This is a genomic window from Vibrio salinus, from assembly GCF_021272385.1.
GTDB classification, from domain to species: domain Bacteria; phylum Pseudomonadota; class Gammaproteobacteria; order Enterobacterales; family Vibrionaceae; genus Vibrio; species Vibrio salinus.
The window spans coordinates 848,629-863,993 of record NZ_JAJSDZ010000005.1; the positions used below are offsets into that span (position 1 = coordinate 848,629).

At 41.1% G+C, this 15,365-nt stretch carries 13 protein-coding genes; 6 read left to right on the forward strand and 7 right to left on the reverse strand.

Annotated elements, in window-relative coordinates; translation table 11 throughout:
- Positions 1-75: 75 nt before the first annotated feature.
- Positions 76-1,539: an IMP dehydrogenase gene (gene guaB, locus LRQ06_RS04075; protein ID WP_232765160.1), complete on the reverse strand. Its 1,464-nt coding sequence runs from the start codon at positions 1,537-1,539 to the stop codon at positions 76-78.
- 209 nt (positions 1,540-1,748) lie between these two features.
- Here guaB and xseA point away from each other — a divergent pair, with 209 nt between their 5' ends.
- Positions 1,749-3,080, forward strand: a complete 1,332-nt coding sequence (gene xseA, locus LRQ06_RS04080; protein WP_232765161.1) for an exodeoxyribonuclease VII large subunit — start codon at positions 1,749-1,751, stop codon at positions 3,078-3,080.
- Here xseA and LRQ06_RS21020 read toward each other — a convergent pair.
- Positions 3,061-3,204 carry a YfgJ family double zinc ribbon protein gene (locus LRQ06_RS21020; protein WP_308218819.1) on the reverse strand — a complete coding sequence of 48 codons (144 nt, stop codon included), beginning with the start codon at positions 3,202-3,204 and terminating at the stop codon, positions 3,061-3,063. The genes xseA and LRQ06_RS21020 overlap by 20 nt on opposite strands.
- A gap of 144 nt (positions 3,205-3,348) precedes the next feature.
- Here LRQ06_RS21020 and LRQ06_RS04085 point away from each other — a divergent pair, with 144 nt between their 5' ends.
- Genes LRQ06_RS04085 through LRQ06_RS04100 form a run of 4 tightly spaced genes read left to right on the forward strand, consistent with a single transcriptional unit; the run spans position 3,349 to position 6,802 of the window.
- Positions 3,349-3,654 (forward strand): PTS sugar transporter subunit IIB, encoded by a 306-nt coding sequence (locus LRQ06_RS04085; protein WP_232765162.1) that lies wholly within the window; start codon positions 3,349-3,351, stop codon positions 3,652-3,654.
- 12 nt (positions 3,655-3,666) lie between these two features.
- Positions 3,667-4,977: a PTS sugar transporter subunit IIC gene (locus tag LRQ06_RS04090; RefSeq protein ID WP_232765163.1), complete on the forward strand. Its 1,311-nt coding sequence runs from the start codon at positions 3,667-3,669 to the stop codon at positions 4,975-4,977.
- Between the two features lie 60 nt (positions 4,978-5,037).
- Positions 5,038-5,349: a PTS lactose/cellobiose transporter subunit IIA gene (locus LRQ06_RS04095; RefSeq protein WP_232765164.1), complete on the forward strand. Its 312-nt coding sequence runs from the start codon at positions 5,038-5,040 to the stop codon at positions 5,347-5,349.
- A gap of 49 nt (positions 5,350-5,398) precedes the next feature.
- A complete protein-coding gene (locus LRQ06_RS04100) occupies positions 5,399-6,802 on the forward strand; it encodes a glycoside hydrolase family 1 protein (RefSeq protein WP_232765165.1) in 1,404 nt (467 codons plus the stop codon).
- Between the two features lie 60 nt (positions 6,803-6,862).
- On the opposite strand, the gene LRQ06_RS04105 is transcribed toward LRQ06_RS04100, so the two are convergent.
- Positions 6,863-7,873 (reverse strand): LacI family DNA-binding transcriptional regulator, encoded by a 1,011-nt coding sequence (locus LRQ06_RS04105; RefSeq protein ID WP_232765166.1) that lies wholly within the window; start codon positions 7,871-7,873, stop codon positions 6,863-6,865.
- A gap of 1,284 nt (positions 7,874-9,157) precedes the next feature.
- Here LRQ06_RS04105 and LRQ06_RS04110 point away from each other — a divergent pair.
- Complete coding sequence (locus LRQ06_RS04110; protein ID WP_232765167.1) at positions 9,158-10,129, forward strand: DMT family transporter; 972 nt, start codon at positions 9,158-9,160, stop codon at positions 10,127-10,129.
- 415 nt (positions 10,130-10,544) lie between these two features.
- Here the strand turns inward: LRQ06_RS04110 and der are convergent, their stop codons facing one another.
- From der to hisS, 4 genes are all read right to left on the reverse strand, one after another.
- Positions 10,545-12,029 (reverse strand): ribosome biogenesis GTPase Der, encoded by a 1,485-nt coding sequence (gene der / locus LRQ06_RS04115; RefSeq protein ID WP_232765168.1) that lies wholly within the window; start codon positions 12,027-12,029, stop codon positions 10,545-10,547.
- 226 nt (positions 12,030-12,255) lie between these two features.
- A complete protein-coding gene (gene bamB / locus LRQ06_RS04120) occupies positions 12,256-13,425 on the reverse strand; it encodes an outer membrane protein assembly factor BamB (protein ID WP_232765169.1) in 1,170 nt (389 codons plus the stop codon).
- 9 nt (positions 13,426-13,434) lie between these two features.
- Positions 13,435-14,049 (reverse strand): YfgM family protein, encoded by a 615-nt coding sequence (locus LRQ06_RS04125; RefSeq protein ID WP_232765170.1) that lies wholly within the window; start codon positions 14,047-14,049, stop codon positions 13,435-13,437.
- 36 nt (positions 14,050-14,085) lie between these two features.
- A complete protein-coding gene (gene hisS, locus LRQ06_RS04130) occupies positions 14,086-15,354 on the reverse strand; it encodes a histidine--tRNA ligase (RefSeq protein WP_232765171.1) in 1,269 nt (422 codons plus the stop codon).
- Positions 15,355-15,365 lie beyond the last annotated feature (11 nt).

Here is a 15,365-nt window from a genome sequence, read left to right on the forward strand (position 1 = left end):
AGCTAAGTTATAAAAAACGAGGCGAGTTTACCCGCCTCACTTCAAGTCATCAAGTAAAAAAGCAAACGTTTCCGCTTAGCTTCTCTGATAATTTGGTGCTTCTTTCGTAATTTGCACATCATGAACGTGAGATTCCTGAATACCGGCACCGGAAATTCGAACAAACTGACCTTTTGTTCTCAGGTCTTCAATTGTTGCAGAACCGGTTAATCCCATACATGAACGCAAGCCACCCATTTGCTGATGGATAATTTCTTTCAGACGTCCTTTATAAGCAATGCGGCCTTCAATACCTTCCGGTACCAGCTTATCAGCCGCATTATCTGACTGAAAGTAACGATCAGAAGATCCCTGAGACATCGCCCCTAATGAACCCATACCACGGTATGCTTTGTATGAACGACCCTGATAAAGAACCACTTCTCCTGGCGCTTCTTCAGTACCCGCAAACATGGATCCGACCATAACACATGAAGCACCGGCACAAATCGCTTTACTGATATCTCCGGAGAAACGAATACCACCATCGGCAATAACAGGAATACCATATTCATCAGCAACAGCTGCCGCATCTGAAATTGCTGTAATTTGTGGAACACCAACACCGGTAACAATTCTTGTTGTACAAATAGAGCCCGGACCAATACCTACTTTAACAGCGCTGACACCAGCTTCAATCAGTGCTCGTGCACCTTCTGCTGTCGCAACATTACCACCGATTATTTGTAAATCGGGATAAGCCGCGCGAGTTTCGCGAATACGCTGTAGAACCCCTTCAGAATGACCATGAGATGAATCGATTAAAAGCACATCAACTCCGGCTTCAACGAGGGCTGCAACACGTTCTTCATTACCGGGAGCCGCACCAACGGCAGCACCACAACGTAAACGACCCATATCATCTTTACATGCATTCGGTTTACGTTCCGCTTTATGGAAATCTTTCGCAGTAATCATGCCTGACAATTTAAAATTGTCATCGACAACAAGCACTTTTTCGACACGGGCATGGTGCATTTTTTCCTGAACTTCTTCACGAGAGGCACCTTCTTTAACGGTCACCAGGCGCTCTTTCGGCGTCATCACTACGGATACTTTTTTCTCAAGATTAGTGACAAAACGAACATCACGGCCGGTAATGATACCAACAAGTTCCTGACTTTCGTTAACGACCGGGAAACCGGCAAAACCGTGTTTCTGAGTCAGTTCCATTACGTCTGCAATTGTAGCTTCCGGAGATACAGTAATTGGCGCAGTCACCATGCCGGCTTCATAACTTTTAACCTGACGAACCTGATCCGCCTGTAGTTCAATAGACATGTTTTTGTGAATGAAACCAATACCACCTTCTTGAGCCAGTGCAATTGCCAGGCGAGCTTCCGTCACAGTATCCATGGATGCTGAAAGCATAGGGACATTCAGAGTGATTTCTTTAGTCAGCCGAGTGCGAAGATCGGCAGTATTCGGAAGGACAGTTGAATGAGCAGGGACGAGTAATACATCGTCAAAAGTCAGAGCTTCTTTTGCAATTCGTAGCATTAGCAATATCTCACAACAAAGGTGTTAAAAGGAAAATCCAGCACTTTATCGTTTCGCGTAACAAAGTGTTTGGTATTTGATATTGCGGTGGGATTATACCGAGGCAATATCTGTTTTACTACACATTTTTTCATTTTTTATTTGCAATTCCCCCCTTGATATGTATTATATTACCGCTATTCTCCATCCTTACGGCCACGCATTTCATTTTGTTTACTTCAGATAGCCAAAATATTTTTACTGTCTCTCGTCTCAATGCAGAAGTCCGTATGCTGCTTGAAAACGAAATGGGAATGATTTGGCTGGTCGGTGAAATCTCCAATTTTTCTGCGCCGGTTTCCGGGCACTGGTACTTCACATTAAAAGATTCACGAGCACAGGTTAAATGCGCAATGTTTCGCGGAAATAACCGCCGTGTGACATTTAAGCCTCAAAGCGGTCAACAAGTCCTTATCAGAGCCCGTTTATCTCTATACGAACCCCGTGGAGACTATCAGTTAATCGCCGAGTCCATGCAACCCGAAGGGGATGGCCGTCTTCAGCAGGAATTTGAAAAATTAAAAGCAAAACTTGCCGGAGAAGGACTATTTTCTCAATCTCTGAAATCTCCGATTCCGGAACATCCCAGAACGGTTGGAATCATTACCTCAAAAACTGGCGCAGCATTGTTTGATATCCTCAATGTACTGAAGCGCCGAGATCCATCGTTACCGGTCATTATCTATCCGACGATGGTTCAGGGAGAAGAGGCCTCCATTCAGATAGCCCAGGCTATAGGTCGTGCAAATGAACGTGATGAATGCGATGTACTCATTGTCGGACGTGGTGGTGGTTCACTTGAGGATCTCTGGTGCTTTAATAATGAAATCGTAGCCAGAACAATCGCAGCCAGCCGAATTCCGGTTATCAGCGCTGTTGGTCATGAAGTCGATATAACCATTGCCGATTTTGTTGCCGATATGAGGGCACCAACACCTTCAGCAGCAGCAGAATTAGTCAGCCGCGATCATAGCCATAAGCAGGCTTTGTTTGATCATCACCGGCAAAAATTGTTTAGCATGGTCCGTTATTATTTATCGAATCAGAAAATAAAGCTGCAGACTCGTTTTTCCATCCTTGAGAAACATCATCCGATTCATCGGTTGCAAAGGCAATCCCAACACCTTGATGAATTAACTAATAAACTGATCCACTGCATAGAGTACCGGATCCGGGATGAACAACAAAATCTGCATAGAACCGAACAACATCTTAAATTCTCATCTCCCCTGACCAGAATTCATTATCAGGAACAGAGTATTACTCTGAAAAGGCAGTGTCTTCATGAAGCTATGAAGAAACACCTTACAAAATCCAGACATCAACTGAACATTTCGATGGAAACCCTGGATGCTGTTAGTCCTTTGGCAACGCTCAAACGTGGCTATTCTATTACTCAGCAACAAAACGGCGACATAATCAAACACGCCAAAGATGTAAAACCGGGAGATACTATCACTACCCTGCTTAGCGATTCAGAAATCACATCCAAAGTAGTTTAAATTCTTTCCATATAAAACCGAATACATGTAATTTTGACTTAAGTTCATTGCACTGAGGGCAGAAATAACTGGCTGACCCACATGCTGCAACCTTTTTCAGAGAACAGCTTGCCCAAAAAGAAATAGACCATTATTGATAAAAAATAATGATATTAATCACACAACAGTAACCGGTTACTGTAACCGGTTACTGAAAGCGGTTACAGTGAATCTAATAAAAACTACTACCTTATTTTAAAACCAAAGCGTAAGCATAAAGGACAATAATATGACTAAAATTCTACTTTGCTGTGCCGCAGGCATGTCAACCAGTATGGTCGTAAAAAAAATGAAACAAGCTGCGATTGACAGAAACCTTTCAATCGAAATTGAAGCTGTAGGACTGGAAGATTTTGAAGCAAATCTTAGCTTATATGACTGCTTTCTTCTTGGCCCTCAGATCAATTATAAACTGAGTGACTTTAAAGCTAAAACGGATGCTGTTGGTAAACCGATAGCGGTTATCAACCGGATGGATTACGGCATGATGAAAGGTGCAAAAATATTAGATGATGCGCTGGCTTTACTGCAATAATTGGAGGCTACAATGTCAACATTACTTTTCAACTTTTTAGAAAATACGCTAACCCCTATCGCAGGTAAACTCGCAACCCAAAAACATATCTGTGCCATCAGAGATGGTTTTATTGGTGCAATGCCATTTATGATTGTAGGTTCATTCCTACTCATATTTGCATTCCCTCCATTTTCACCAGATACAACATTCGCTTTTGGTCAGTGGTGGATAAATCTTTCAAAACAATACATGGATGAAATTATCACCCCTTTCAATATGAGTATGGGGATCATGTCTTGCTATATCTGCACATGCATTGCTTATAACTTAGCTCAAAGCTATAAATTAGACGCCCTTCCGACAGCAATGCTTGCTTTAATGACTTTTCTTCTCATTGTTTCCCCAATGAAAGACGGTCAACTCTCGGCATCTTATATGGGGGGAACCGGAATATTTACGGCTATTATCATTGCGATTTACATCACTGAACTAACACGTTTCCTCAAAGAAAAAAATATAGGAATAAAAATGCCGGAACAGGTACCGGATAAAATTCGCCAATCTTTCAACCTGCTCATTCCCGCCATATTCGTTATCTGTACAATCTATCCTCTCAACCTCTTTATCCAAAACCACTTTGGAATGTTATTGCCTGAAGCGATTATGTCGATGTTTAAACCACTGTTATCCGCATCAGACACATTGCCGGCAATCTTGCTTGCGACCTTTATCGCTCATGTGCTCTGGTTTGCTGGTATCCATGGCTCTGCCATTGTTACGGGCATTATGGCTCCTTTTTTTCTGTATAATCTGGGGCTTAACCAAGAAGCATTAGCTGCAGGTCAAGAACTGACACATATTTTTACAGATGCTTTCTGGGGAGTCTTCATTACAACAGGAGGGTCGGGTGCAACGCTTGCTCTGGTATTATTGTTCTTCAGAAGTAAATCTGCTCACCTGAAAACCATTGGTAGACTGGGCATTGTTCCTTCAATGTTCAATATCAATGAACCCGTAATTTTTGGGGCTCCGATCGTGATGAATCCCATTTTGTTTATCCCTTTCGTTCTAGCTCCCATGTGCAATGCAACATTGGCTTATTTTGCCATTACCTCTAATTTGATCGGGCATGTAGTCTCTCTGATTACCTGGACTGTCCCAGCCCCCATAGGAGCCGCATGGGCCACAGGTTGGCAGCTCAATAGCGCTATTTTTGTTATCGCTTTAATTATTATTGATATGCTCATTTATTATCCATTCTTCAAAGTCTACGAAAAACAGCTAATTAACGAAGAAAATAAAAACAAAGAAGAAACAACAAGTGAGCCCGAATACGCTTAATTTCAACTTTAAGCTTTTCTTATAATGAAAAGTTTTCGTCACAAATATCCGGAGTACAACATGGATCTTGAATCTACCGTTATGGAACTGATCATCAATGCAGGTGAATCTAAAAGTTATGCAATGAAAGCGTTACAGTGTGCAAAAAAAGAAAAATGGGAAGAAGTCAATGAACTATTAGCACACTCAACAGAATCCCTTAAACGTGCTCATACAGTACAAACTAAACTCATTGGTCTGGATGAAGGTACAGGCAAAGTTCCTGTTAACCTGATCATGGTTCATGCACAAGATCATATCATGACATCAATGTTAGCTAGGGAGCTGATTGAAGAACTCATTAATATCCATCGCCAACTTCAAAATGCATAAAACTAAGCTGTGCTAAAGAACAGATTAAAATCAATTATCAGGATTAAATATGCAAAATACAAAACCAACAAACTTTCCTAAGGATTTCTTTTGGGGGGCTTCAACTTCAGCCTATCAGGTTGAAGGAGCATGGAATGAAGACGGTAAAGGGCCATCTGTCATTGATATGGCCCACATCGCTGAAGGAATCACAGATTTTACAGTCGCAAGTGATCACTATCATCATTACAAGGAAGACGTGGCATTATTTGCTGAGCTAGGCCTTAGAGCCTATCGATTTTCGATTGCCTGGACTCGAATATACCCCGATGGCGATGGTGCTGTTAACCCAAAAGGTATTGAGTTTTATAGTAACCTGATTGATGAATTACTCAAGCACAATATTGAGCCAATCATCACTATTTATCATTTTGATCTGCCTTATGCACTGCAAAAAAAAGGGGGCTGGTCCAACAGAGATATCGTCGATAAATTCGCTACATATTGTAAAACTTTATATGAATCTTTTGGTAACCGGGTTAAATATTGGCTGACCATCAATGAACAAAACATGATGGTACTCCATGGAGATGCCATTGGTACCAAAAATGTCGATGAAACCAACCCCCTCAAAGATCTTTATCAACAAAACCACCATATGTTGCTAGCTCAAGCCAAAGCAATGCAAATTTTTCATCAGATCTTGCCGGAAGCAAAAATAGGTCCGGCACCAAATATCTGTGCAATTTACCCCGCATCAACCAAACCAGAAGACGTGCTAGCCGCCAATAATTTTGCAGCGATAAGAAACTGGTTATATCTGGATATGGCCGTTTTTGGCCGCTACAATCGAACTGTTTTAAGTTACCTGGAAGAACGACATGCTCTTCCTGATATAAAACCTGGGGATATGGAAATCATGGCTAGCGCCAAACCCGATTTTATCGCCTTTAACTACTACAACACCCATGCTATCGCAGCCAGTACTGGTGACGAAGATCAAAGTAACTCAACCGGCGATCAACAGATCACCATTGGTGAAGTTGGTGTGTATAAAGGTATCGATAATCCATACCTGAATAAGAATGAATTTGGTTGGGAGATTGATCCGGTTGGCTTCAGAATCACCTTAAGAGAAATCTATGAACGCTATGCACTACCACTAATTGTGACTGAAAATGGCTTAGGCGCTTTTGATATTGTTGAGAAAGATGGTTCCATCAATGACACCTATCGAATTGAGTTTCTCAAAAAACATATTGAGCAGATCCAGTTGGCTCTATCGGATGGCGTTGAAGTCTTTGGTTATTGCCCATGGTCTGCAATTGATCTGGTAAGTACTCACCAAGGGTGCTCGAAACGATATGGATTTATCCATGTTGATCGGGAAGAATTTGATTTAAAAAAACTAAAACGCTCCAAGAAAAAAAGTTTTTTCTGGTATAAGAATATAATATCAAAAAACAGCTTATAAAAAGAAACCACCCCAGAGGTATAAATTATATCTCTGGGAGTTGCTGTAACCATTGCAAAATTATAAGTCCAACCAACCTTTCTTTGCATGTAAAGGGATAACAGATCCGCGCTGAATCAGTTTACCATGATAGTGGTGAGCAGTAGGAGACCTTTTAGTCGTAGTCAACTCCAAAGCCAAATCCACAGCTTTCTTGGCCAACTTTTCTATCGGAAGTTCTACTGTAGTTAATGTCGGATTAAAAAACTCGGTAATAGGTTCATTGTCAATTCCTGCAATCGAAACATCACCAGGGACTTGAATACCCACTTCACTCAGTGCTTTTAATGCCCCAATAACCATACTATCATTAAATGCAATGACAGCAGTAAACGGTATGCAACGACTCAATAATTCTTTGCATGCAACATAGCCGCTTTTCATAGTGTAATCGGCAGAAACAATCAGGCTATTTTTAACTGGTATTCCGCTATTTTTTAGTGAATTTTTATATCCTGCAAGTCTGGCCTGCCCGGTAAGATTTGTAAGAGGGCCTGTAATGCAGGCAATTTGACGGTGACCAAAGCTAATCAAATGCTCCATCAACATAGTGACTGCACCTTCCTGATCAAATGAAACTGAATAAAAAGCCTGATTTTTTGAAGTTCTGTTCATAATCACTAAAGGGATCGTCAGGTGCTGATAAAGCCTATTTATATGTTCATCCGACAATGTACTGCTGTAAAGAATAACAGCATCACAACGACCTTCAAGCTGTCTGATAACCTCATATTCCTGATCAGGATTATTTTTACCGTTAGTAACAATTAGCTGTTTATGTTCAAGATCTACTCTGGCTTCGATTTGCTTCAACAACTCACCATCAAAATCAGATACAACCAGGCCAATACTGTTAGTTCGGTTAGTTGCCAGAGCCTGAGCTGTTTTATTGGGCCGGTAACCAAGCTGCTCCATTGCTGCATAAACTGTATCTCGAGTAGATTCTTTGACCTGCCCTGTGCCATTAATCACCCGAGAAACTGTCGCTTTCGAAACCCCAGCCAATTTACACACATCAACAATAGTACTCATTAATGTCCTTACTTTTTATCGATTTTATCATCCAGTCACATCTGACAGACGCTTATTTTGATAATATCACAAACTGTAACCGGTTACAGTTTACTTAATAAAGAAAACAGAAGTTAAAAGTTTCCCATTAAAGGATCCCTTAACATAAAATTTCTGTCAAATTAGCTTCTCCACCAATACCTATACTAGGCAATAAAACTAGTGATAATTATCTCACTAAAATAACCACTCCCGCAAATATTTAGATCATGTTTCTTTATCTGAAAAATGACAAGTAATTCAAATTTACTAAGCAATAACAATGTCATTTCCTAAGTCACTTTAGTCGTATTGATATTCTCCACCCAACCTTACACCATACAAAAAACATGCTGTTTTCAAAACTGACCAATAAAATGCCGATGCAGTGGATAACCGCAATCGAGACAAACATTGACTCGGGAAAAATGCTACTGACATTGATGACAAACATATTAGCCATCCCTCCCAGTCAAGTTCATCATCACATTCAGGACATATATTCATTCAGCATACTCTCCTTATAAAATAAACTCGTGGCCTCAGTCAGGGTAGCAGAATCCCACTAACTGCTTATACATTTATCCTAAACATGTCGCCAGATGAAAATACATCATTTTTAGAACATACTCGTATTATTTAAATTAACCATATAAGAAACATAAAACATTCACAGTATTTATGAGTAATCTTTTTTTGGCTTTTCTCCCTTTAAATTTATATAAGCCAAACTAAAGAATAAAAAGAAATTAATAAAAAATAAATATTAATCGCCCTGAAATTTTGATTTCAATTAATATTTCTACAAGTTATGCACAAATCCTCAAGACATCAATTTTTAGTCGCAGTAACATACACACATATACTAAAGTAACTTTTGTTCACGGGAGAGAATTATTATTTAAGGTTACTTCAGTATTAAAATTCAGACTTTTTATCGGGTTTATTTTTGACGAATTATGAGTTCAATAATCGATCATTAATGAAAAACAGGAAATTATAATTGGAATATATAATAATATGTAAGAGCAGCACGTAAAAATATTCTGAAGCTGTATTTTTGAAATAATAAAAATCAATAATAAGCTACAGAAGCAATAATTATCTTTAATAGCCTATCTATGCCACCCAATAAAAACAAGTGGTTAGGTATGATGTTGCCTAATATATTGCCAATAACTTATGCGTCTATTGCTTAGTGCCAGTATGGAAGTCTGAAGAATCTGATTTATTACTAAATCTTTATCTTTTAACGTGAGGTTCTTCATGAATAAGGGTTATTTATACATTGCAGGCTCTACCCTGCTATTTAGCTCTATGGAAATTGCGATTAAACTCGTTTCAAACGAATATAATCCAATGCAGTTAAACTTATTGCGATTTATTATTGGCGCTATTATTTTGGCACCACTGGCAATTAAAAGCCTGAGAAAAAGCAATTTTAAATTAACTAAAGAAAGTGCGCTTTTTTTAGCAAATTCGGGATTTTTATGTGTCGTTGTAAGTATGACATTCTTCCAATTGGCCATTATGTATACTAAAGCATCAACAGTTGCCATTCTATTTAGTTGTAACGCGGTGTTTGTTATTCCATTTGCCTATATTTTGTTAAAAGAAAGTATCACACCATTAACCATAATTTCACTATTATTTAGTATCGTTGGTATCCTGTTCATCGTAAACCCAATGAACCTGACGAACATTCCAGGCATTGCATGTGCGTTAATTTCGGCAGTCTCTTTTGCTATGTATGGTGTTTTTGGTCAGAGAGGCCGGAAAAAATTCGGTTTCAGTGGTGTTGCACTAACCTGCCTGAGTTTTGTTGCAGGCTCCATTGAACTACTCATTCTAATGTGGATTTCAGAAATTCCGGCTGTTGCACACTGGCTAACAGCAGACGGTTTATCTTTATTCGCAGACATGCCGATTGTCGAAGGACTTTCTTTACATAGTATTCCTTCTCTGATTTACCTTGGCATCTTTGTTACTGGTCTTGGATTCTGTTTCTATTTTCTTGCAATGGAAGAGACATCTGCTTCAACTGCATCGATGGTATTTTTTATCAAACCAGCGCTGGCACCGGTACTTGCTTTAGTCGTGTTAAGTGAAGGTCTGACCGAAAATGTCATCGCAGGCATTCTGCTGATCTTGATAGGTTCGATGATTACTTACGTTAATGATACCCGTAAGAAAAAAATCGCAGTACAACAACCACAACTACAAACAAACGAAAGATAACCCCATATAGAACCGTTCTTCTAAAAACGCTGCTTTTCGCAGCGTTTTTTATTGCAGAACAGATAATAAATCACTTAATATCACCAACAAGAGATCATTGTCTCCTTGTATTGATCTTTATCTGATCGTATGCTTTATCCACTTTGATCAGCGATCATGCCCAAAAAGAACTTTTATATAACCACACCCCGAAAGCATAAGTTACATGTTCTGCATTTGGACTTTAAATAGAATATAATATCAAAACAAATCTATTTTAATACCCAAACAACATTTTATAAAAAGATCTCTTTTCGGGCAGGTCTAATGTACACGTCATCCTGCAGATTGACAGAATTTTCAACTTCTACCTGGTCAAATATACTCAGACATAAAAAAACCCGGACAGCTCCGGGTTTTTTCACCAAAATATTGCTTATTTACGGCGATTCTTAATCATATTCATCAGTCGCTTACGTTTTCTTTCCTGAGATAATGTTGCTTTGCTTGTTTTCCCTTCATACGGGTTTTCACTACTCTGGAAATGAACTTTGATCGGGGTTCCCATAATTTCAAGCGATTTACGGTAGTAATTCATAAGGTAACGCTTGTAAGAATCAGGCAGCTCATTCACCAGATTACCGTGCACAACAACGATCGGAGGATTATACCCACCGGCATGGGCGTACTTCAGTTTAACACGTCGGCCACGAACCAATGGTGGCTGATGATCCTCAGTTGCCATTTTTAAAATTCGGGTTAAAACAGACGTACCGACACGGGTAGTGGCAGATTTATAAGCTTCCTCAACAGATTCAAACAAATGGCCAACTCCTGTTCCGTGTAATGCGGAAATAAAATGAATGCGGGCGAAATCGACAAAACCAAGACGACGGTCGAGTTCTTTCTTCACATACTCTTTCACATCCGTGGACAAACCATCCCATTTATTCACTGCCAGGACGATAGACCGGCCCGCATTCAGCGCAAAACCAACCAATGATAAATCCTGATCCGATATATTCTCTCTTGCATCAATTACCAACAGAACAACGTTTGCATCTTCAATTGCCTTGAGTGTTTTAACCACGGAGAATTTTTCAACAGCTTCATTAATACGTTTACGTCTTCTGACTCCGGCAGTATCAATCAATACATATTCGCGGCCATTGCGTTCCATGGGAATATAAATCGAATCCCGGGTAGTACCTGGCATGTCATAAACTACGACTCTCTCTTCACCCAGAATCCGGTTTGTCAGCGTTGATTTACCAACATTCGGACGACCGATAATAGCCAGTTTGATAGGCTGCTCCTGCAACCGTTTATAAACGGCTTCAGCCTCTTCTTCCGAATAATCCAACTTTTCTTCTTCATCAGCAAACTGGGTCAGGTCTTCAATTTCTCCGGCCTGTTGTGACTGAAGAGATTCTGCAAACGGATTAAGCGCTTTCTCTACAAGCGCGCTCACCCCCCGGCCATGTGCTGCGGCTATCTGATACATGTTATCCATGCCCAGTTGCCAGAATTCCGATCCGGCAGCATCCCCATCGATACCATCGACTTTATTTACAACCAGAAACGTAGGCTTCTCTATTCGACGAAGATGCTGAGCAATCGCTTCATCAGAAGACGTTAGCCCGGCTCGGCCATCAACAAGAAAGAGGACTACGTCAGCTTCATCGATAGCAGCAAGCGACTGCTGAGCCATTTTTGTCTCAACACCTTCTTCACTGCCCTCAATACCTCCGGTATCAATGACGATATAATCCTGAACACCAAATCTGGCCTGACCGTATTTACGATCGCGGGTTAACCCGGGGAAATCCGCAACAAGAGCATCTCTGGTTCGTGTTAAACGATTAAATAACGTTGATTTACCAACGTTTGGACGTCCAACAAGAGCGACAACAGGTATCATAACAACCTCTATAAACTAGTCTTCATGTTATGTAGGTATAGGTAAACACTCACTTAATAAGTATGTACACGGATACGGCTAATTGCCTGTTCACTATGTCCAGAAACTCGCTCAGACAATAGTTGTATTCGACTAATTTTACCTTTACCTACATATTTTATATCAACAAAACGGCTCCTGACTGTTTCCAACCAGGAGCCGGGGGAGCGAAGTGTATCACAAAAAATTATTTGATCGTCAGTTTCTTTACATCGCCATTTCGGGTAACAATCAAATAACCATCAGGCAATACAATTGGAGCAACGGCAAAACCACTGCCATTAACATATTGCCGGGAAACAAATTCACCTGTATTACGGTCTATCCAGTATAGATATCCCTCGTTATCACCAACAACCACGTAGTTATCAATGATTACAGGAGAAGTCAAAAGCCGATTTTCCAGTTTGGTGTTTTTCCATAGTTCCGTACCGCTTCTCGCGTCCACAGAAACAACATGGTCTTTCGACGTCACTAAAAATATACTGGCACCATCACTTGCCAGGTCCAGAGCCGATGAATAAACACGTTTCCACTTCGGCTTACCGGATCGGAGATCAATGGCAATTAACTGTCCGTTATAACCCACCGTAAATAATGTTGCTCCGATAACCAGTGGGGAAGAATCCACATCGACCAGACGATCAATTTCTGTCGAACCTTTTGGAATACCTACTGACTGCTGCCAGATTAATTGTCCTCTTGAAGAGATAGCAGCAGCAAGACGACCACTAGCCGTTCCCCAGAAAACACCACCGGAAACAGCAACTGGTGAACTGTCTCCTCTCAGGGTCAAATTCGGAACTTCCGTATTTATTACCCATTTTTGTTTTCCATCCTGCTGATCCAATCCAACAAGTTCACCTTCACTTGTATTTACGATCACAAAAGAACCATCGGTTGTCGGTGTCGCCAATACTTCCCCGGACACATTCGCTGTCCATAACAGCTTTCCGTTTACGGCATCCAGTGCGTATACCAAACCGGTCTCACTGCCAATAAAGACTTTGTTCAGTCCGGCAGCAATGCCTCCCGCCAGTTTAACCGCTTTTTCGCCTTCTAGCTCTTTGGACCAAAGAGTCTTACCTGTCTTAGGATCTAACGCTTTAACTAACCCATTTCGGCTTGCTACAAAAATCTTGTCATAAGCATAAGCCGGTTTAAGCTTGGAAAAGAAATGTCCGACACCACTTCCGACCGATTCGCTCCAGTCAACGGCAGGAGTAAACTGACTGTTCACCTCAGGAACGGGAGCCATCACAATCGAATCTTCTTCGCTGGAACAGCCCATCATAAAACCGGAAATAAGTGCAATAGCCAGCCAGTATTGATTCTTAAATTGAAATAATTTGCGCATGTTATGCCCTTATTTTGTCAAATCATCCAACTTAAACTGCAGTGTCTGACTTGCGTCTTTCGCCTGCTGGGCTTCCGTATAAGCAACATAGGCAGCATCTTTATCACCCTGGCGTAAAGCAATATCACCTTTGAGTTCAAGTACCCGGCCTTTCCAGCTTTCATCTTTAATCAAATCCAGAGAACTGGTCGCTTTCGCATAATCACCCTGTTCAGATAATACCCGGGCAATGCGGAAATTGATAAGTGTTGAAAGGGCATTATCGTCAGTATGACTTTTTGCCCATTCCAACTGAGCAAGGCCTTCATCCAGATGATTTGCATCTATCTGTATTTTTGCAAGCTGTAAAGCAGCCAGAACAGAATACTGGCTATCAGCATGTCCATCGATAAATGCCTGAACATCCGTTTCTGCTTTTGCCCCTTTGGAACTAAGAACAGATATCGTTTTTTCATAGGCGTGAGAAGCGGCTTCCTGAGATTCTTTTACATAGTTTTGGTAATATTTCCATCCGCCAATCGCTGCAAGTCCAACTACAGCCCCGATAATGACGGACTTACCATTCTGTTTCCACCAATCTTTGATCGCTTCAACTTGTTGTTCTTCGGTATCGTAGAGTTCCACTTTATGTCCTCTTTACGCTTAATCAAAAATTAGTGATTACACTAATCCCTTAATTTTATCCACGATGTCTGCCTGTGCGATCGTCTCTTGTTCACCACCAGCAAGATCTTTATATACTACTGTTCCCTCTGCAACCTCATTCTCACCAAGAACTAAGGCAACAGCAGCCCCTACTTTATCAGCGCGTTTAAACTGTTTCTTAAAATTACCGCCACCACAGTGATTCATGACACGCAGGCCGGGAACCGCCTCCCGCAAAAATTCAGCCAGCTTCATTCCTGCCATCATAGTACCTTCGCCGGCAGTAACGACATAGGCATCAACGCTCTGACGCACTTTTGTTAACCCGAGAGTCTCCACCATAAGGACCAAACGTTCAAGTCCCATAGCAAAACCAACGGCCGGGGCCGGTTTACCGCCCAATTGCTCAACCAGACCATCGTAACGTCCGCCGCCACAAACGGTCCCCTGAGCGCCTAAACTATCAGTTATCCATTCAAAGACAGTACGATTATAGTAATCCAGTCCACGAACCAGACGTTCATTTACTGTGTATTCAATACCCGCTGATTCCAAAAGTTCGCACAATCCTGCGAAATGTTGTCTGGAATCTTCATCTAAATATTCAGAAAGCTTAGGAGCATCACCCAGAATAGCCTGTATGTCCGGATTTTTTGTATCCAAAACCCGAAGCGGATTGGTATACATACGACGTTTTGCATCATCATCCAGTACTTCCTGATGCTGTTCAAAAAACTCAATAAGCGCCGTTCTGTAATTCGCGCGGGCCTCTAAAGAACCAATAGAGTTCAGCTCAAGCCGAACATAATCAGAGATACCCAGCTCGCGCCACATCCTTGCCGTCATCATAATTAATTCAGCATCGATATCCGGACCATTTAAACCAAAGACTTCCACACCACACTGATGAAACTGCCGGTAGCGTCCTTTCTGGGGACGCTCATGCCGGAACATCGGTCCCATGTACCACAAGCGCTGTTCCTGATTATAAATAAGGCCATTCTGAATTCCGGAACGTACACACCCTGCCGTGCCTTCAGGCCGAAGAGTCAGGCTATCACCATTGCGATCCGCAAACGTATACATTTCTTTTTCAACAACATCTGTCACTTCGCCAATTGCACGGCTGAATAAATGTGTCATCTCAACGATTGGCATACGTACTTCACTGTATCCGTACGCACTAATCACGTTTTTTACCGTATTCTCAACCTTTTGCCAAAGTGGAGACTGAGTTGGGAGACAATCATTCATGCCCCGAATTGCTTGAATTGTTTTTGCCACAAGATTTACCG

Bases quoted from the DNA above. Each gene is read 5' to 3' on its own strand.
- guaB (WP_232765160.1), bottom strand. From the start codon at position 1,539: ATGCTACGAATTGCAAAAGAAGCTCTGACTTTTGACGATGTATTACTC.
- LRQ06_RS04085 (WP_232765162.1), top strand. From the start codon at position 3,349: ATGACTAAAATTCTACTTTGCTGTGCCGCAGGCATGTCAACCAGTATG.
- LRQ06_RS04090 (WP_232765163.1), top strand. From the start codon at position 3,667: ATGTCAACATTACTTTTCAACTTTTTAGAAAATACGCTAACCCCTATC.
- LRQ06_RS04095 (WP_232765164.1), top strand. From the start codon at position 5,038: ATGGATCTTGAATCTACCGTTATGGAACTGATCATCAATGCAGGTGAA.
- LRQ06_RS04100 (WP_232765165.1), top strand. From the start codon at position 5,399: ATGCAAAATACAAAACCAACAAACTTTCCTAAGGATTTCTTTTGGGGG.
- LRQ06_RS04105 (WP_232765166.1), bottom strand. From the start codon at position 7,873: ATGAGTACTATTGTTGATGTGTGTAAATTGGCTGGGGTTTCGAAAGCG.
- LRQ06_RS04110 (WP_232765167.1), top strand. From the start codon at position 9,158: ATGAATAAGGGTTATTTATACATTGCAGGCTCTACCCTGCTATTTAGC.
- der (WP_232765168.1), bottom strand. From the start codon at position 12,029: ATGATACCTGTTGTCGCTCTTGTTGGACGTCCAAACGTTGGTAAATCA.
- bamB (WP_232765169.1), bottom strand. From the start codon at position 13,425: ATGCGCAAATTATTTCAATTTAAGAATCAATACTGGCTGGCTATTGCA.